At 55.9% G+C, this 18,067-nt stretch carries 11 protein-coding genes; 10 read left to right on the top strand and 1 reads right to left on the bottom strand.

What is annotated here, in order from left to right:
• Positions 1-24: 24 nt before the first annotated feature.
• The 6 genes from HMPREF2879_RS03995 (at position 25) to tuf (ending at position 11,609) form a co-directional block, all read left to right on the top strand.
• Complete coding sequence (locus HMPREF2879_RS03995; RefSeq protein WP_049353347.1) at positions 25-3,927, top strand: DNA-directed RNA polymerase subunit beta'; 3,903 nt, start codon at positions 25-27, stop codon at positions 3,925-3,927.
• Between the two features lie 591 nt (positions 3,928-4,518).
• Positions 4,519-6,549, top strand: coding sequence for a neutral/alkaline non-lysosomal ceramidase N-terminal domain-containing protein (locus tag HMPREF2879_RS03990; protein ID WP_070634864.1), 2,031 nt, complete (start codon positions 4,519-4,521; stop codon positions 6,547-6,549).
• A 637-nt stretch (positions 6,550-7,186) separates the two neighbouring features.
• On the top strand, positions 7,187-7,561 hold the full coding sequence (gene rpsL / locus HMPREF2879_RS03985; RefSeq protein WP_005504939.1) for a 30S ribosomal protein S12: 375 nt from the start codon (positions 7,187-7,189) through the stop codon (positions 7,559-7,561).
• Positions 7,561-8,031, top strand: coding sequence for a 30S ribosomal protein S7 (gene rpsG / locus HMPREF2879_RS03980; protein ID WP_005504941.1), 471 nt, complete (start codon positions 7,561-7,563; stop codon positions 8,029-8,031). The genes rpsL and rpsG overlap by 1 nt, the downstream gene beginning before the upstream one ends.
• Before the next feature lie 72 nt (positions 8,032-8,103).
• Positions 8,104-10,218, top strand: a complete 2,115-nt coding sequence (fusA, locus tag HMPREF2879_RS03975; protein WP_049347282.1) for an elongation factor G — start codon at positions 8,104-8,106, stop codon at positions 10,216-10,218.
• 200 nt (positions 10,219-10,418) lie between these two features.
• Entirely contained in the window at positions 10,419-11,609 is a 1,191-nt protein-coding gene (tuf, locus tag HMPREF2879_RS03970) for an elongation factor Tu (protein ID WP_005508397.1), read from the top strand.
• Between the two features lie 622 nt (positions 11,610-12,231).
• On the opposite strand, the gene HMPREF2879_RS03965 is transcribed toward tuf, so the two are convergent.
• Positions 12,232-15,561 (bottom strand): Fe2+/Zn2+ uptake regulation protein, encoded by a 3,330-nt coding sequence (locus tag HMPREF2879_RS03965; RefSeq protein ID WP_246822900.1) that lies wholly within the window; start codon positions 15,559-15,561, stop codon positions 12,232-12,234.
• A 576-nt stretch (positions 15,562-16,137) separates the two neighbouring features.
• On the opposite strand from HMPREF2879_RS03965, the gene rpsJ reads away from it, so the two are divergent.
• From rpsJ to rplW, 4 genes are read left to right on the top strand one after another with little or no spacing between them, the layout of a single operon-like run.
• Entirely contained in the window at positions 16,138-16,446 is a 309-nt protein-coding gene (gene rpsJ, locus HMPREF2879_RS03960; protein WP_004005287.1) for a 30S ribosomal protein S10, read from the top strand.
• Between the two features lie 13 nt (positions 16,447-16,459).
• Entirely contained in the window at positions 16,460-17,116 is a 657-nt protein-coding gene (gene rplC, locus HMPREF2879_RS03955) for a 50S ribosomal protein L3 (RefSeq protein ID WP_005504955.1), read from the top strand.
• A 6-nt stretch (positions 17,117-17,122) separates the two neighbouring features.
• Positions 17,123-17,740: a 50S ribosomal protein L4 gene (gene rplD, locus HMPREF2879_RS03950; RefSeq protein WP_005504957.1), complete on the top strand. Its 618-nt coding sequence runs from the start codon at positions 17,123-17,125 to the stop codon at positions 17,738-17,740.
• The gene (gene rplW, locus HMPREF2879_RS03945; RefSeq protein ID WP_005504959.1) at positions 17,740-18,042 is read left to right on the top strand and encodes a 50S ribosomal protein L23; all 303 of its coding nucleotides are present in this window, start codon (positions 17,740-17,742) and stop codon (positions 18,040-18,042) included. Before rplD ends, rplW begins: the two co-directional genes overlap by 1 nt.
• Positions 18,043-18,067: the final 25 nt, after the last annotated feature.

Raw genomic sequence — 18,067 nt, 5'->3', positions numbered from 1 at the left:
TTACAGAAAGAGATTAGGACCGATATGTCCAACGAATCTTCGCTTGGTTTGATGCGAATTGGCCTCGCCACCGCCGACGACATCCGTCGTTGGTCCTTTGGTGAGGTTAAGAAGCCCGAGACCATCAACTACCGTACCCTGAAGCCCGAGAAGGACGGCCTCTTCGACGAGCGTATCTTCGGCCCCACCAAGGACTGGGAGTGCTACTGCGGTAAGTACAAGCGCGTGCGCTTCAAGGGCATTGTGTGTGAGCGCTGTGGTGTTGAGGTGACCCGCTCTAAGGTACGTCGTGAGCGTATGGGTCACATTGAGCTGGCTGCTCCTGTTACCCACATTTGGTACTTCAAGGGTGTTCCTTCCCGCCTGGGTTACCTGCTGGATCTGGCTCCGAAGGACCTGGAGAAGGTCATTTACTTCGCTGCGTACATGATCACTAAGGTTGACGAGGAAGCTCGTCATGAGGATCTGCCGATGCTGCAGGCTGCTCACGACCGTGAGAAGCAGGAGCTTGAGGCTGCTCTGAACGCTGACGTGAACGCTATTAGCCGTGAGGTTGAGGCGGAGCTGGCTCGTATTGAGGCTGAGGGCGGCAAGGCTGCTGAGAAGCGTAAGCTGCGCGATAACGCTGAGCGTCAGCTCGCGTCGGTGCGTAAGCGTTACGAGCGTGAGGCTGAGCACCTGGAGCGCGTGTGGGATCGCTTCAAGAACCTGAAGGTCGCTGACCTTGAGGGCGATGAGGCGCTGTACCGTTCCATGATTGATAAGTACGGCCTGTACTTTGAGGGCGCGATGGGCGCAGAGGCTATTAAGAAGCGTCTGGAGTCCTTCGACCTGGAGGCTGAGGCTGAGGCTCTCAAGGAGATCATTCAGACCGGTAAGGGTCAGAAGAAGACCCGCGCTCTGAAGCGTCTGAAGGTTGTTAACGCCTTCCTGACCACCGATAACTCCCCGTTGGGTATGGTTCTGGATGTTGTTCCGGTTATTCCGCCGGAACTGCGCCCGATGGTTCAGCTGGACGGTGGCCGTTTCGCGACCTCCGACCTGAACGACCTGTACCGTCGTGTGATTAACCGTAACAACCGTTTGAAGCGTCTGCTGGAGCTGGGTGCTCCCGAGATTATCGTGAACAACGAGAAGCGTATGCTGCAGGAAGCTGTGGACTCGCTGTTCGATAACGGTCGTCGCGGTCGCCCGGTGACTGGCCCCGGTAACCGCCCCCTGAAGTCTCTGTCTGACATGCTGAAGGGTAAGCAGGGTCGTTTCCGTCAGAACCTGCTCGGTAAGCGTGTTGACTACTCGGGTCGTTCCGTGATTGTGGTTGGTCCTCAGCTGCAGATGCACCAGTGTGGTCTGCCCAAGCAGATGGCTCTGGAGCTGTTCAAGCCCTTCGTCATGAAGCGTCTGGTGGAGCTGAGCCACGCTCAGAACATTAAGAGCGCTAAGCGTATGGTTGAGCGTTTCCGCCCGCAGGTTTGGGACGTTCTGGAAGAGGTTATTGCTGAGCACCCGGTTCTGCTGAACCGTGCACCTACCCTGCACCGCCTCGGTATTCAGGCGTTTGAGCCGAAGCTGGTTGAGGGTAAGGCTATTCAGCTGCACCCGCTGGTTTGCTCTGCGTTCAACGCTGACTTCGATGGTGACCAGATGGCAGTTCACCTGCCGCTGTCTCCCGAGGCTCAGGCTGAGGCTCGTATCCTCATGCTGTCCTCGAACAACATCCTGAAGCCGTCGGATGGCCGCCCTGTGGCTGTTCCTTCGCAGGATATGATCATTGGTCTGTACCACCTGACTACTCCTCGCGAGGGCCAGAAGAACGAGGGTCACGCATTCTCTTCGGTGTCTGAGGCTCTGATGGCGATGGATCGTCACGAGATTGAGCTGTACACCAAGGTGAAGATTCGCCTTGAAGGTGACCAGTTTGTTGCTCCTGAGGGCTGGGAAGCTCCTGAGGGTTACAAGGCTGGCGACCCCGTGCTGCTGGACTGCACCGTTGGTCAGGTTCTGTTCAACCAGGCTCTGCCGAAGGATTACCCCTGGTTCTCCGGTGTGGCAGATAAGAAGGGCCTGGGTAGCCTGATTAACGATCTGGCTGAGCGTTACCCAATGGATGTTGTGGCTCGTGCTCTGGACAACCTGAAGAACTCCGGTTTCTACTGGGCTTCTCGTTCGGGCGTGACCGTGGCTGTTTCCGATATTGCTACTCCCGCTGAGAAGCCGGCAATTATGGAGCGCTACGAGAAGCAGGCTGCTGCAATTCAGGACGACTTCGAGATCGGTACCATCGATGACGAAGAGCGTCGTCAGGAGCTGATTAAGGTTTGGACCGAGGCTACCGACGTGGTTGCAGAGGCTATGCGTGAGAACTTGAGCTCTCACGGTGGTCTGAACACCATTTACCGTATGGTGACCTCCGGCGCACGTGGTAACTGGATGCAGGTCCGTCAGATTGCGGGTATCCGTGGTCTGGTGTCGAACCCGAAGGGTGAGATTATGCCTCGCCCGATTAAGTCCTCGTACCGTGAGGGCCTGTCGGTTCTGGAGTACTTCATCGCGACCCACGGTGCACGTAAGGGTCTGGCTGATACCGCGCTGCGTACCGCTAACTCGGGTTACCTGACTCGTCGTCTGGTGGACGTTTCGCAGGACGTTATCGTTCGCGAGCACGACTGTGGCACTCGCCGCGGTTTGGTTCTGCCTCTGATTGATGAGGATGGCGGTCTGCACCAGGATGTTGAGACTTCGATTCACGGTCGTACCCTTGCGGTTGACGTGAAGGACGAGGCTGGCAACGTTCTGGCTGCTGCTGGTTCCGATGTCTCTGATGAGCTCATTGAGAAGCTCTTCAAGGCAGGCGTGAAGGATGTTCGCGTCCGTTCGGTTCTGACCTGTGAATCCGCTATTGGTGTGTGTGCACTGTGCTACGGCCGTTCGATGGCTTCGAACGTTCTGGTGGACATTGGTGAGGCTGTTGGTATTATTGCGGCTCAGTCGATTGGTGAGCCCGGTACCCAGCTGACCATGCGTACCTTCCACACCGGTGGTGTGGCTTCGGCTGACGATATTACTCAGGGTCTGCCCCGTATTCAGGAGCTGTTCGAGGCTCGTACTCCCAAGGGTGTTGCCCCGATTTCTGAGGTGTCTGGTCGCGTGACTATTGAGGATACCGAGAAGTCCTACAAGATTGTGGTGACCCCGGACGATGGTTCCGAGCCCCAGTCCTACACTGTTCTGCGTCGTGCAGCTTCTAAGCTGCAGAACGGCGATCACGTTCAGGTTGGCGATCAGCTGGCTACCGGTTCTGTTGATCCGAAGGAGGTTCTGCGTATTCGTGGTCCTCGTGAGGCTCAGAAGCACCTGGTGAGCGAGGTTCAGGGCGTGTACAAGTCGCAGGGTGTGGAAATCCACGACAAGCACGTTGAGGTTATTGTTCGCCAGATGCTGCGTCGCGTGACCGTGATTGAGTCCGGTGATACCGATCTGCTGCCTGGTGAGCTGGTTGATAACATTGCTTTCCAGACTGCTAACCGTAAGGCACTGGTTGAGGGTAAGAAGCCCGCAGCTGGCCGTCCGGAAATGATGGGTATTACCAAGGCTTCGCTGGCTACCGAGTCCTGGCTGTCGGCGGCCTCCTTCCAGGAGACCACCCGCGTCCTGACTCAGGCTGCTATGGAGGCGAAGACTGACCCGCTGCTCGGCCTGAAGGAGAACGTGATCATCGGTAAGCTGGTTCCCGCCGGTACCGGTCTGGCACGTTACAACGATATTGAGGTTGAGCCCAGCGCCCAGGCTACTGCTGAGCGTATGCAGGCTCTGGACACTTTCGGTGGTTACCAGAGCGCATTCCAGATGGATAACGAGGTGTACACTTACGGCAACGGCGGCTTTATGGCTGTTTCGCTGGATGAGTACGGTCGTGGTCTGGACTAAGGCTTCTGCCGTGAGGGGCAGGTTGAGGGTTTAGAGCCCCGGCCTGGTCCTTGATAAAGAACGCGGATACTCGAGTTGTCTCGGGTATCCGCGTTCTGTGTTTAACGAATAGGTGGGGGAGGGGTGGCGTTCCTTTAAATGGTACTTTAATATTCTTTATCCTTCAGGGGAAGGTTGTATATTTTTTGCCTAGTGGACGAATTTATTTATAAAAAATCATTGGAGCGCATTATTTTTCAAACTGGGAAAATTTCTTGACTGGGCAAGAAGCTAGGTGGTGGTCAAATATTGTGGGACCCCTTGTAATCCGCCCCAATATCGCCATAAATAGAATATTTGCTCGTTTTCTTTTGGGGTTTAAAAATAATGAACGTTCTTCATTTGAACAATGCTAATTCAACTTGGAAAGCCTTTTGACTAGGTTCTATTCTTGAAGGCATGCATATCACTCCAATCTCTTCCGGACGGGTGACTACTGGTGGCACCCGACTGTCTTCCGGGGCGGCACAGTCTCACGAATCTGAACAGAACCCCTCCTCGACTGCAGGGGAGCAAAAGCGCTCCTCTGTTTTTTCGCGCTTTAAGACGCCCGTGCATTCTCTCGCTCGTATTGGTGCGGCATGCCTTATTGCGGCTTCCGCAGTTCTTCCTGCCGGTCAGATTGCGACCGCAGCCCCTGCTTCTCAGAGCTCTAGCGCCACCCCCTACCTGGTGGGTGCGGGGGCAGCGGATATTACCGGTGAGCCCGGTGAGGTCGGCTTCATGGGTTACGGTGAGACCTCTCAGAAGGGTAGCGGTGTGCATACTCGCCAGTACGCACGCGCTTTCATCGCTGTGGATCGAGCTTCGGGTAAGCGCAACCTCATTGTTGTACTCGATACGTTGACCAGTTGGCAGTCTTTGCGTGATGAGCTGGTGAAGCGTATCCGCGCTGAGTTTGGTTCTGCGTACGATGAGTCGAACATTATGATTACCGCTACCCACACCCATGCGACCCCCGGTGGTATTACGCACCAGAGCCTGTACAACATCACCACTCTGGGTTTCCATCAGGACACTTTCAATGCTCAGGTGGATGGTTCGCTGAAGGCAATCCGCCAGGCAACTAAGGACCTGGCTCCGGGTAACCTGACGATTTCTTCTTCGAAGCTGACCGGTGTTGGTGCTAACCGTTCCCGCGAGGCGTTTAATCTGGATTCTCCCCAGTTGCGTTCTAAGTTGCCCGGCGGTACCGATCCGACCAATATGACTCTGCGTCTGGAGCGCAACGGTAAGACTCGTGCGGTGTTGAACTGGTATGCGATTCATCCGACGTCTTTGACCTCGAAGAATACTCTGATTTCGAGTGATAACAAGGGTTATGCGGAGTATCTGCTGGAGACTCAGGATCATGGTGTTGATCGCAATGTTCCCGGTAGCGGTGATGGTTTCGTTGCGGCGTTTGCAAATGCTAATGCTGGTGATGTTTCCCCGAATACTTGGTTGAGGCCTGGTCAGGGTCCCACTAATGACCAGTTCAAGAATGTGAAGATTCAGGGTGAGAAGCAGGCTAATGCTGTGCGTTCTCAGCTCAAGAGCGCGGGTACTCCGGTGGGTAAGGGTCTGGATTCGCGTATTTCGTACTTCAATTTCTCGGGTATGAACGTGGATGCCAAGTACACCGGTAGCGGCCATAATGAGCGCACCTGCCAGGGCTTCCTGGGTACTCCGTTTGGTGCCGGTTCCACTGAGGACGGCGGTGGTGGTTGGGCTGTTTATAAGGAAGGCTCTGGTCGCCCCTCTATTCTGGGTACTTTGGTGTTCACTCCGAGCGCCGCGCAGGCGCGTTGCCAGCAGCCGAAGGGTATTCTCTTCTCTGCAAAAAATGGAACGATCATTCAGGAAAAGTATCCGGTGCAGATTATGCGCTTCGGTGACTACTACCTGCTGGGTATGCCCGGTGAGTTCACCGGTGCGGTAGGTGTGCAATACCGCCAGGATGCTGCCAAGCTTTTCGGTGTTCCCGAATCGCATATTATTCTGCAGGGCTACACCAACGCCTACGACCACTACGTGACGACCCCTGAAGAATATGACTCTCAGCAGTATGAAGGTGGCGCGACCCTCTTCGGTCGTTACACCTCCAGCGCGTTCCGCCAGACCATTAATATTGTCGGAACTTCGCTCAAGAATGGCACTCCGCTGGGTATTGGTGACCGTCCGAATGATCGTCGCCCGGTAGCCAGCCTGCAGGGTAAGGTCGTCTACGATACCCCCATGTTCGGTATGCGTTACGGCCAGGTCACTCAGCAGCCTCAGGACGCTATTGCCGGCCGCGAAGAGGTAACGGCTCGTTTTGCGGGTGCTCACCCGAATAACAATATTCATCACGACGGTAGCTATTTCGTGATTGAGCGTCGTGTGGGTAATACCTGGAAGTACTACACCGGGGATAACAACCCGGATACCTTCTTTGAATGGAAGCGCATTGGCGTTTCGGCGTCTCAGGTGACGGTTCGCTGGAAGGTGCCGGCTAATACTCCTAAGGGGCAGTACCGCATCCGCTACTACGGCAATGCTAAGAAGAATTCGAAGACTATCACCCCGTTTGAGGGGCAGACTCGAGTCTTCCAGGTGGCGTAGTCCAGTAGCTGCTGTGGCGGACCTATAACTGAATATTCTCTTGCGGGAGGCGGGCGCGGTTCTGTGCTCGCCTCCCGCAAGTATTGAAGCCGTCAAGAATCGTGTGTGTGATTCTTGGCGGCTTTCTGCTTTGGATCGCCTCAGAGAGGGTGCAGGGGAGGGGTGAATCCCAACAATGTAATTTAAGTGAGGCAAATCATCAGCTTTTACCCTTGGATGGGGGCTTAAAAGCAAAGAATCTCCGCTCTGGCGCTAGATTAAGCGGGATTTAACCTGTATAGTCTTATCCGAAGTACTTGAGCTCGGTGCACAAGGATCCACCCCCGGTGGGTTTACGCGGGATATTTCCCGAGGGCACGGGCATGATGAATCAATGGCAGTATGGATACCGTCCTTTGGCGTTGCTTTTTGCTGACGCCTAAATGCCATTTTTAAGCGTGCCCAAAAACTTTTTCACCTCTGATGGTGGGGAATTTTAGCCCTGAGAACTCGCCGAGATGTCGAGGAACCTATAGAAACCAACCGGATATGCATCCGAGCGTTTCTGATAACCGAGAGCACCCATCCAACGTGATGGGGGCCAGTAAGTTTATACGGGCTTCTCTAACGAGAAACCTGATCAAGCAACGGAGAAAACGTGCCTACTATTCAGCAGCTGGTCCGCAAGGGCCGGACTCCCAAGGTCGTTAAGACCAAGGCGCCCGCACTGAAGGGCAACCCCATGAAGCGTGGCGTGTGCACCCGTGTGTACACCACCACCCCGAAGAAGCCGAACTCGGCACTGCGTAAGGTCGCTCGTGTCAAGCTCAACGGCGGCGTCGAGGTTACCGCATACATCCCCGGTGAGGGTCACAACCTGCAGGAGCACTCGATTGTGCTCGTTCGCGGTGGTCGTGTGAAGGACCTCCCCGGTGTTCGCTACAAGATCGTTCGTGGCGCTCTGGATACCCAGGGTGTTAAGGGTCGCGGCCAGGCTCGCTCCCGCTACGGCGCTAAGAAGGAGAAGAAGTAATGCCTCGTAAGGGTCCCGCTCCCAAGCGTCCCCTCGTAAACGATCCTGTTTACGGTTCCGCTCTGGTCACCCAGCTGATCAACAAGGTTCTGCTGGACGGCAAGAAGTCCGTCGCAGAGCGCATCGTCTACGGTGCCCTCGAGGGCGTCGAGAAGAAGACCGGTTCTGACCCGGTCGCAACCCTGAAGAAGGCTATGGACAACATTAAGCCTTCTCTCGAGGTTCGCTCCCGCCGCGTTGGCGGTGCAACCTACCAGGTTCCGGTTGAGGTTCGCCCCGGCCGTTCCACCGCTCTGGCTCTTCGCTGGCTCGTTGGCTTCTCCAAGCAGCGCCGCGAGAAGACCATGACTGAGCGTCTGATGAACGAGATCCTGGATGCATCCAATGGTCTCGGTGCCGCTGTGAAGCGTCGCGAGGACACTCACAAGATGGCCGAGTCCAACAAGGCCTTCGCACACTACCGCTGGTAATTCTCCGTTTAGAGCCTGCCGAGTCGATTCGAGTCGGCAGGCTTTCGGAGTATCTCATTTAGGGAGAATAACGTGGCACTTGACGTGTTCACCGACCTTAACAAGGTCCGCAACATCGGTATTATGGCGCACATCGACGCCGGTAAGACCACCACCACTGAGCGCATTCTGTTCTACACCGGTATTAACCACAAGATTGGTGAGACTCACGACGGCGCTTCCACCATGGACTGGATGGCTCAGGAGCAGGAGCGAGGTATTACCATTACCTCCGCAGCAACCACCTGCTTCTGGAAGGACAACCAGATCAACATTATCGACACCCCCGGTCACGTCGACTTCACCGTTGAGGTTGAGCGCTCCCTGCGCGTCCTCGACGGCGCAGTTGCTGTGTTCGACGGCAAGGAAGGTGTTGAGCCCCAGTCTGAGACCGTTTGGCGCCAGGCTGACAAGTACGATGTCCCCCGTATCTGCTTCGTCAACAAGATGGACAAGATGGGTGCTGACTTCTACTTCACCGTTCAGACCATCATCGACCGCCTGGGCGCACGCCCGCTGGTTGTTCAGCTCCCCATCGGCGCTGAGAGCGACTTCCTCGGTGTTGTTGACCTGCTCGAAATGAAGGCATACGTCTGGCCCGGCGACGCCAAGGGTGACGTGACCATGGGCTCCTCTTACGAGGTTCAGGACATTCCTGCTGACCTGGTTGAGAAGGCTGAACAGTACCGCGCTGAGCTGGTTGAGGCTGTTGCTGAGGCTAGCGAAGAGCTCATGGAGAAGTACCTCGAAGAGGGCGAGCTGACCATCCCCGAGATTAAGGCTGGTATCCGTCAGCTGGTTATCTCCGGTGAGGCATTCCCCGTTCTCTGTGGTTCTGCATTCAAGAACCGCGGTGTTCAGCCCATGCTGGACGCTGTGATCGAGTACCTGCCCTCCCCGCTGGACGTTCCGGACGTTGTCGGCTCCAACCCCTCCAACGAGGAAGAGAAGCTGACCCGTAAGGCATCCGCTGAGGAGCCCTTCGCAGCACTGGCGTTCAAGGTTGCAGCTCACCCGTTCTATGGTCAGCTGACCTACACCCGTGTGTACTCCGGTACCGCAGCTCAGGGCCAGCAGGTTCTGAACTCCACCAAGGGTAAGAAGGAGCGCATCGGTAAGCTCTTCCAGATGCACTCCAACAAGGAGAACCCTGTTGAGGAGATCACCGCAGGTCACATTTACGCTGCAATCGGTCTGAAGGACACCACCACCGGTGACACCCTGTGCGACCCCGCACACCCGATTGTTCTCGAGTCGATGACCTTCCCCGATCCCGTGATCTTCGTGGCTATCGAGCCCAAGACCAAGGGTGACCAGGAGAAGATGTCCACCGCTATCCAGAAGCTCTCCGCTGAGGACCCCACCTTCACCGTTTCGCTGAACGAAGAAACCGGTCAGACCGAAATTGGTGGTATGGGTGAGCTGCACCTGGACATCATCGTTGACCGTATGAAGCGTGAGTTCAAGGTTGAGGCTAACGTTGGTAAGCCTCAGGTTGCTTACCGCGAGACCATCAAGAAGGCAGTCGAGAAGGTCGACTACACCCACAAGAAGCAGACCGGTGGTTCCGGTCAATTCGCAAAGGTGCAGGTCTCCTTCGAGCCCCTGCCCCTGGATGGCGAAGAGCTGTACGAGTTCGAGGACAAGGTCACCGGTGGCCGCGTTCCTCGCGAGTACATCCCCTCGGTCGACGCTGGTATCCAGGACGCTATGAAGTTCGGTGTCCTCGCTGGCTACCCGATGGTGGGCGTGAAGGCAACCCTGATCGACGGTGCTTACCACGACGTCGACTCCTCCGAAATGGCGTTCAAGATCGCTGGTTCGATGGTCTTCAAGGAAGGCGCTAAGCGCGCTAACCCGGTCCTGCTCGAGCCGCTGATGGACGTTGAGGTTCGTACCCCCGAGGAGTACATGGGCGACGTTATCGGCGACCTGAACTCCCGCCGTGGCCAGGTTCGTTCCATGGAGGACGCATCCGGCGTTAAGATCATCAAGGCTATCGTGCCCCTGACCGAAATGTTCGGTTACATTGGCGACCTGCGTGGCAAGACCCAGGGTCGTGCAGTGTTCTCGATGGCATTCGACAGCTACGGCGAGGTTCCCAAGAACGTCGCTGACGAGATCATTCAGAAGAGCCGCGGCGAGTAATTTTCGCGTCTCACCCGTGGGCCACGGGCTAAAAACCTGTGGCCCACGCTAAAATTTTCAATTAAATCCATTATTGAGAGCATGAACAGTTTCATCTCTGCGGCGTAATCCGCTATTGTAGACGCTAGACCGTTTTATAACGGGATGCGCCGGAGCGAAGATCCGCGTGCATGTTTTCAATCGTTCTAGGAGGAACACTCTTGGCTAAGGCTAAGTTCGAGCGCTCCAAGCCTCACGTTAACGTCGGTACCATTGGTCACGTTGACCACGGTAAGACCACCCTGACCGCAGCAATCTCCAAGGTTCTGGCTGACAAGTACCCGGACCTGAACGAGAAGCGCGACTTCGGTATGATCGACTCCGCTCCCGAGGAGCGCCAGCGCGGTATTACCATTAACATTGCTCACATCGAGTACCAGACCGAGAAGCGCCACTACGCACACGTTGACGCTCCCGGCCACGCTGACTACGTCAAGAACATGATTACCGGTGCGGCTCAGATGGACGGCGCAATCCTCGTGGTTGCTGCTACCGACGGCCCCATGGCACAGACCCGCGAGCACGTTCTGCTCGCTCGCCAGGTTGGCGTCCCCACCCTGCTGGTTGCACTGAACAAGGCAGACATGGTTGACGACGAAGAGCTCCTCGACCTCGTCGAGATGGAGGTCCGTGACCTCCTCTCCTCGCAGGAGTTCGACGGCGACAACGCTCCCGTTGTTCGCGTTTCCGCACTGAAGGCTCTCGAAGGCGACCCCGAGTGGGTTGCTAAGGTCGAGGAGCTCATGGACGCAGTCGACACCTACATTCCGGACCCCGTGCGTGAGAAGGACAAGCCCTTCCTCATGCCCATCGAGGACGTCTTCACCATTACCGGTCGTGGCACCGTTGTTACCGGTCGTGCAGAGCGCGGTACCCTGAAGATCAACTCCGAGGTCGAGATTGTCGGTATCCGTCCGATTCAGAAGACCACCGTTACCGGTATCGAGATGTTCCACAAGCAGCTCGACGAAGCATGGGCAGGCGAGAACTGTGGTCTGCTGCTGCGTGGTCTGAAGCGTGACGATGTTGAGCGTGGTCAGGTTGTCGTGGAGCCGGGCTCCATCACCCCCCACACCGAGTTCGAGGCAAACGTCTACATCCTCTCCAAGGATGAGGGTGGCCGTCACAACCCCTTCTACTCCAACTACCGTCCTCAGTTCTACTTCCGTACCACTGACGTGACCGGCGTTATCACCCTCCCCGAGGGCACCGAGATGGTTATGCCCGGTGACAACACCGAGATGACCGTTACCCTGATCCAGCCCATCGCAATGGAAGAGGGCCTCGGCTTCGCTATCCGTGAGGGTGGCCGCACCGTTGGTTCGGGTCGCGTTACCAAGATCATCAAGTAATTGCCGTAAATTTACGACAATTCGCTAAAGATCTGCCGGAGAGGTAACTCTCCATCAGGTAGCGATACTCAAGGACCCCCGCATCTGCGGGGGTCCTTTTGTTATGCCCTTTTGCGGGTTGCTGAAGGCTCCGGCGAAGGAGAGAGCGACATTATCTGCTGGGCTGTATAAAAACCCCGCTCTGAGCGTTATCAGTTCGTCTCAGCAGCCGCTCAAGGCTTCTGAAGGGGTATACGTGGCCGATAGCGGAGTTCATGGTGAATCTGTAGCGGCAGGGAACACCCTCCTCGGCGGCGGTATGACATGTCCGTACCTTCTAGCCGTAGATTCTGAACTCCTGGATATGGAAAGAAGCTGGACATGGAAAGAACCTGGGTAGGGGAACGATTGCCTACTCCGTTCAGAGATCTGCTGGCTCGAGACAGAATCTGGGTCATGCGGACCGGCTTGCGGCGGGGGAGCGACTACAGACCCTGTAGATGGAATATAGAATCTGCGGACAAAGAAAAACGGTTCCCAGCCCGAAGGCTGGGAACCGCAATTCGAATGACTGCCCCTCGGAAGGGACATAGCTAATCCTACTACAGAATGCCGTAGGAATAGAACCTATGTGTGCTGATCGCTAGAGGTTTTCCTCGTGGAGAGGCTGGTAGCCCTGCTGAGGAGCCGGGGGCTGCTGCATCTGGACGTTGCCCTGCGGATACATATCCGGCTGATCTTGAGTGTGCGGGAAATTCCCGAGCTGCTCAGAATCCTGGTGCGGAGCTGCTGCATCCTGCTTGTTCTGTCGCACCAGCAGGCGCCAGATAACGCCGGCAATGAGCAGAATAGAAATGATCAGCAAGGTCAGCGGGTTCAGACCGTTGAGCAAAATCGCCAGGTCGAGGGTGACTAGCGCAGTTGCGATATAGGTCCAGACTCGGTCGAGCAGCAGAGCGCTCAGGAGAGTCAGGGCAATGCCGAGTACCAGCACTACGATATCCGGACCGTCAGCGGGAACTGCCCACGTTACCAGGGTGAGGAACACCTGCAGGCCCAAAGCCCAGTACAGAGGAGAATCCGATACCTGCTCGTCTACAGGCCTCTTTGCGATGAAGTTCTTGAGAACCTTGGCAGCTACAACAGCCAGCAGAATCAGGAGAGCAACCTCAAGAATGACGCTCAGGGGATTGGACTTTGAGTAATCAATGACCAGACGGGCGATGAAGAGGCTGAACGCCGTAGTGCAGACGGTCGGCAGGTTCTTCGCCTTGGTGACAGACACGAAGGACAGAGCGCCTAGACCCCAGAGAAGTGCGTTGAGCTCCACCTGCCTGGGCTCAAAAACCAGCCCAACGAAAGTGTAGAATCCCAGCGTCGCCAGAGCGGGAATCATCAGCAGCGTATTGACCGGTGCATAGATACCCTGGCTCAGGGGACGACGAGACAGGAAACGCGCGTAAGGGGCACCCAACGGGCCGTGCATCGGCAAATCAACCATCGTATTACCAACCGGGACAGCGATGCGCGGACGAACATTAGCGTTCACACCGAAGACCTCAATCGGGAGCGTGACCTTCAGAACGAACAGGATGATGACGGCAATCAGAGCGTAGTAGCCCAGAAGAGTCATCTCCATTGTGCTTTCCCTCGTGTTGAAGAGATTCCACAGAGCACCGATGCAGAAAGTCGTGATGCTGATGGAGGCACCAATCTGCATGCGGGAGACCCTGAAGATAAGGGCAAGCACCCATACAGCGATGAAGATAGCAGGAGTTGCTACCGCGAACAGAAGATTATCAAAATCGCCAATGAAACGGCCTGCGCTCAGGACAGAACCAAGGGTGAAGAAAATCGCCGCCGCGTATGCTTCGTAGTTTCGCTTGGAGTACGCATAGAGTAGCACGCTGCACAGCGCCTGAACCGCCAGCAGTGCAAGTACGAGGAAGTCTACGAGCGATTCCTTCATATTGCCGGTAATCGCGAGCAGAATGACCGACCAGCAGATGGGGAATCGCGCAACGGTGAGTAGCTCCGAACGAATCGAAGAGCCAACCGGCATAAAGAAACCAAGCGCACCATAAACGACGGTTAGGAGCGCCGGCAGTGCTACAGCAATGTACTCCTTCTGCAAGTCGTACAGCAGGTAGTGTCGCGAGCCAATCGTCGCGATAAGCAGAGTCGCGTAGAACGCGATACGGACAAACATGACAAGCGTGGAGCGGAAGGAACCAACGTCCGAAAGTCGTAGCGCGCGGGCCAGAATAAGAGCGCTCAGGACGCTCAAGAAGAGGACGGCACCCGAGAAGAGCGGGAAACCAACCCAGAATCGGCCATGTGCTCCGCCATCAGCATGGTTAGCTACGTACCCAACGAAGAGAGCAAAAACGCCCAAGAAGAGGTAGACCGACATCTCTACAAGACGGTAGCTTGCGTTCTGTACTGCAACGCCCTGAGAGAGGACAAAAGTCAGCAGCGCAATAGCGGCGCAGACCAACGCAAACATCAAAAGCGACTCAGAAGTCTGCATCTCAGGAATGAGAGCGAGGAAGAGCTGAATCATACCAATGGCATAACCGATGTTGCTCAGTACCGCTCCAGCGGTACGTGCCTCGGGAGCCTTAGCACTGACCAGATAGATGACTACAGCCGCGGCAAAGAAGAGGTAGAACGTTCCCTGGTTGCCAGGGGAGGCGTACATGCCAATAACAGGAATGAGCGCTACAAAACTCATGAGCACCAGAGGCTGAATTGCCTTGCGGTACAGCAAGAAACTGACAATGCAGAGGACACCAATAACCCAGGGCGCGGGGAAGACACCTTGATTACCCTCTGCATAGGGAAGGAAAGTGCTCCAGCGCGTTGCGTAGGTAACGCTATCAGCGACGTGAGCAGTGTAGAAGGCATCAAGGAGAGCAAAGAAGGAGAAGAATACGCCGACGCATGCGTCAATTGCCGGCAACCACTCCATCTTGTGAGCGGGATGGTGAGGAGCTTCCTTCGCCCAGGGGATAGCCGGGGTGCTTTGCACCTGCTCGGACTGTTCAGCGGCAGCAGGAGCGGAACCAGCAATAGTCTTCTGCAGACGAGGAATAAATACGTAGGCAGAAATCAGGTTAACAACCAGAACAGAGACGAAGAAGATACTGGGGAACCACGGGCCGTGATCCGAGTCCATGATGAAGGAGAGAATGGATGCAATCGGGTAGATGCGTGCCTGGGCGTAGTAATCCGCCGTGCCGTTCAGCCAGGTGAACAGAATGGCGTGCACAGACATGACCGCAAAGGCAATACCTGCATCCGTGTAGCTCAGATCGTTGGTAAAGAAGAAAATGGCGACGGCAGTAGCCGGGACGAAAATACGGGAAGAATCAACAAGACCTTCGCGGATACCCTTCGGGGCAGCATTCGGGGCAAAGTGCAGAATCAAACCCAGAACAGTGGCAACGGCAGTCAGAGAAACGAAATACCAAACGAAAGGCAGAGCCGCCACCTTCGTAGCTGCCAACGAGTCCGAAACGATGAACGAAATCAGCAGGTACGCCATCACACGGTTACGCATGAGGGCGCAGGCTCCAACAATAGCTGCAGTGCCAACCAGAGACGTGAGGAGCCAGATGTAGCGTCCTTCAGTCCAAATCTTGAGGACATAGATAGCAACGCCGGTCAGAGGAATAAACGCAAGACCCGTTGCTGCAAAAGAGTAGGAGGCAATACGCAGGCGCTCTACGAAACGGTAGGTGAGCAGACCGGCTCCGTAGAAGACAATTGCTCCAAGCGCCATTGCGAGGACACGGAAGATAGCCGTTTCATCCTGAGAAGAAGTCACCGAGGTGACAAAAAGACCTGCAGCGCCGATGAGCAGGAGCGAGCCGATGTACAGAACAATATTGAGGAAGATATCCTCATTGACCCGGCGTCGCTGCGCAGGAGGCTGAGGATACGGACTCGATAGGGACGGGGGAACGTACAAGCCGAGACCTTGCGGCTGAGCATACTGAGGGCTCTGAGACGAAGAGTGAGAGCTAGAGGATGCCTGATGAGGTTGTGTCGGCTGAGACATGGTTTCTCCTTAGGCTGTAGTGATACTTCTACGATACGAGAGTCTTTAGGCCTAAAAGCTTTATTAAGAGCAATAAAGCGCATGGAACTTACTGAAAGTAGATTGAAAGCTCCCTGAGAGTTACATCGCGGGAGTATCCTCAGGTTGACAGCGACAGTTAAGTGTTCTTAAGCACTTAACTTGTGTTCGTATTGCATCAGGGCTCTAACTCTGAGAGAATTGACGACGTTGTCAAAGCGTCTACCTGCACTAAAGGTAGGCCCACGTATGACCCGGTCCGAAGGATGACGGGACGAGTTTGTCTAGAAAATAGGCGACACGCCCGAGTTCGGGGGTCGGTACTCAGGCGGGGTGAGGAACCCGGCAAAGCCGGATTCAGTCCGTTCTGAGTGGCGCACGTGATGAATATATCGCGTTCCTTAAGCGCTATAACAAAGGGGCAAAAGCTCCGATACAGGGAATACATCAAGAAAGAGAGTCCGACAGATGGCGGGACAGAAAATCCGCATCCGTCTGAAGTCCTATGACCACGAGGTCATCGATTCTTCGGCACGGAAAATCGTCGAAACGGTCAAGGGCGCAGGCGCAACTGTAGTTGGCCCCGTGCCGCTGCCGACCGAGAAGAACGTCTACTGTGTTATTCGTTCTCCCCACAAGTACAAGGACAGCCGCGAGCACTTCGAGATGCGTACGCACAAGCGTCTGATCGACGTTGTTGATCCGACCCCCAAGGCTGTTGATGCCCTCATGCGTCTCGACCTGCCGGCAGACGTAAACATCGAGATCAAGCTGTAGAGGATCGCATCTAATGACTAACAAATTCGAGCGCCAGGTGAAGGGCCTGCTGGGCACCAAGCTCGGCATGACCCAGGTCTGGGACGAGGACGGCAAGTTCGTGCCCGTCACCGTCGTCAAGGCTGATTCTAACGTTGTTACCCAGATCCGTAACCAGGAAACTGACGGCTACGAAGCTGTTCAGATCGGTTTCGGTGCAATCGACTCTCGCAAGGTTACCAAGCCCCTGGCTGGTCACTTCGAGAAGGCCGGTGTTACCCCCCGTCGCCACATCGTCGAGCTGCGTACCGCAGATGCTTCTGAGTATTCCCTCGGTCAGGAACTGACCGTTGAGCTCTTCGAAGCAGGCCAGAAGGTCGACGTCGTTGGTAAGACCAAGGGTAAGGGCTTCGCAGGTGTTATGAAGCGTCACGGCTTCAAGGGTGTTGGCGCGTCTCACGGTCAGCACAAGAACCACCGTAAGCCCGGTTCCATCGGTGGCGCATCCTACCCCGCACGCGTGTTCAAGGGTATGCGCATGGCTGGCCGTATGGGCGCAGCACGTCACACTACCTTGAACCTGACTATCCAGGGTGTGGACGCAGAGAACAATGTCCTGCTGATCAAGGGCGCAATCCCCGGTCCCAAGGGCGGCGTTGTTCTGGTTCGTACCGCTGTGAAGGGAGCCTAATACATCATGGCTGTTAAGACCCTTAAGGTAGACCTGCCCGCAGAGATTTTCGACGCGCAGGCATCCGTGCCCCTGCTGCACCAGGTTGTCGTTGCACAGCTCGCTGCTGCACGCCAGGGCACCCACAAGACCAAGAACCGCGGCGAGGTTTCCGGTGCAGGCCGTAAGCCCTTCAAGCAGAAGGGTACCGGTAACGCACGTCAGGGCTCCATCCGTGCACCGCACATGACCGGCGGTGGCGTTGTTCACGGTCCGACCCCGCGTAACTACGCACAGCGCACCCCCAAGAAGATGATCGCCGCTGCACTGCGCGGTGCTCTCTCTGATCGCGCTCGTCACGACCGCGTCCACGTTGTCGAGAACTTCATCTCCGGTGAAACCCCCTCGACCAAGGCTGCAAAGGCTGCATTCGCAGCTATCACCGAGCGCAAGAACATCCTTCTTGTGATTGCTCGTGCAGAGGACGTTGTGGCTCTGTCCGCACGTAACCTGGAGAACGTCCACGTTCTGTACGCAGATCAGCTCAACACCTACGATGTGCTGGTTTCTGACGACGTGGTCTTCACCAAGGCAGCATTCGACGCATTCGTTGCTGCAGCTCAGAAGAAGGAGGGCGCTAAGTAATGAGCGTTTCCACCAAGTCTGTATACGACGTGATCATCGCTCCCGTCGTTTCCGAGAAGAGCTACGGTCAGCTCGACGAAGGTAAGTACACCTTCGAGGTTGCTACCGATTCCAACAAGCTGGAAATCAAGCAGGCCATCGAGAAGATCTTTGACGTCAAGGTTGCTTCCGTCAACACCATCAACCGTCAGGGCAAGCGCAAGCGCACCCGTTTCGGTTGGGGCGCTCGCAAGAACACCAAGCGTGCGATTGTGACCCTCAAGGAAGGCACCATCGACATCTTCGGCGGTCCGCAGGCATAAGCCCCGCGGAGACCACTTTAACGAA

The sequence above is a fragment of the Rothia sp. HMSC069C04 genome, assembly GCF_001812895.1.
In the GTDB taxonomy this organism is placed as follows: Bacteria; Actinomycetota; Actinomycetes; order Actinomycetales; family Micrococcaceae; genus Rothia.
The sequence above is the reverse complement of the archived record's forward strand: the minus strand, read 5'-3'. Positions and strand labels throughout refer to the sequence as shown.

Excerpts from the sequence above, each read along its gene's own strand:
- rplC (WP_005504955.1), top strand. The coding sequence starts at position 16,460 with ATGACTAACAAATTCGAGCGCCAGGTGAAGGGCCTGCTGGGCACCAAG.
- rpsJ (WP_004005287.1), top strand. The coding sequence starts at position 16,138 with ATGGCGGGACAGAAAATCCGCATCCGTCTGAAGTCCTATGACCACGAG.
- rplD (WP_005504957.1), top strand. The coding sequence starts at position 17,123 with ATGGCTGTTAAGACCCTTAAGGTAGACCTGCCCGCAGAGATTTTCGAC.
- HMPREF2879_RS03995 (WP_049353347.1), top strand. The coding sequence starts at position 25 with ATGTCCAACGAATCTTCGCTTGGTTTGATGCGAATTGGCCTCGCCACC.
- rpsG (WP_005504941.1), top strand. The coding sequence starts at position 7,561 with ATGCCTCGTAAGGGTCCCGCTCCCAAGCGTCCCCTCGTAAACGATCCT.
- rplW (WP_005504959.1), top strand. The coding sequence starts at position 17,740 with ATGAGCGTTTCCACCAAGTCTGTATACGACGTGATCATCGCTCCCGTC.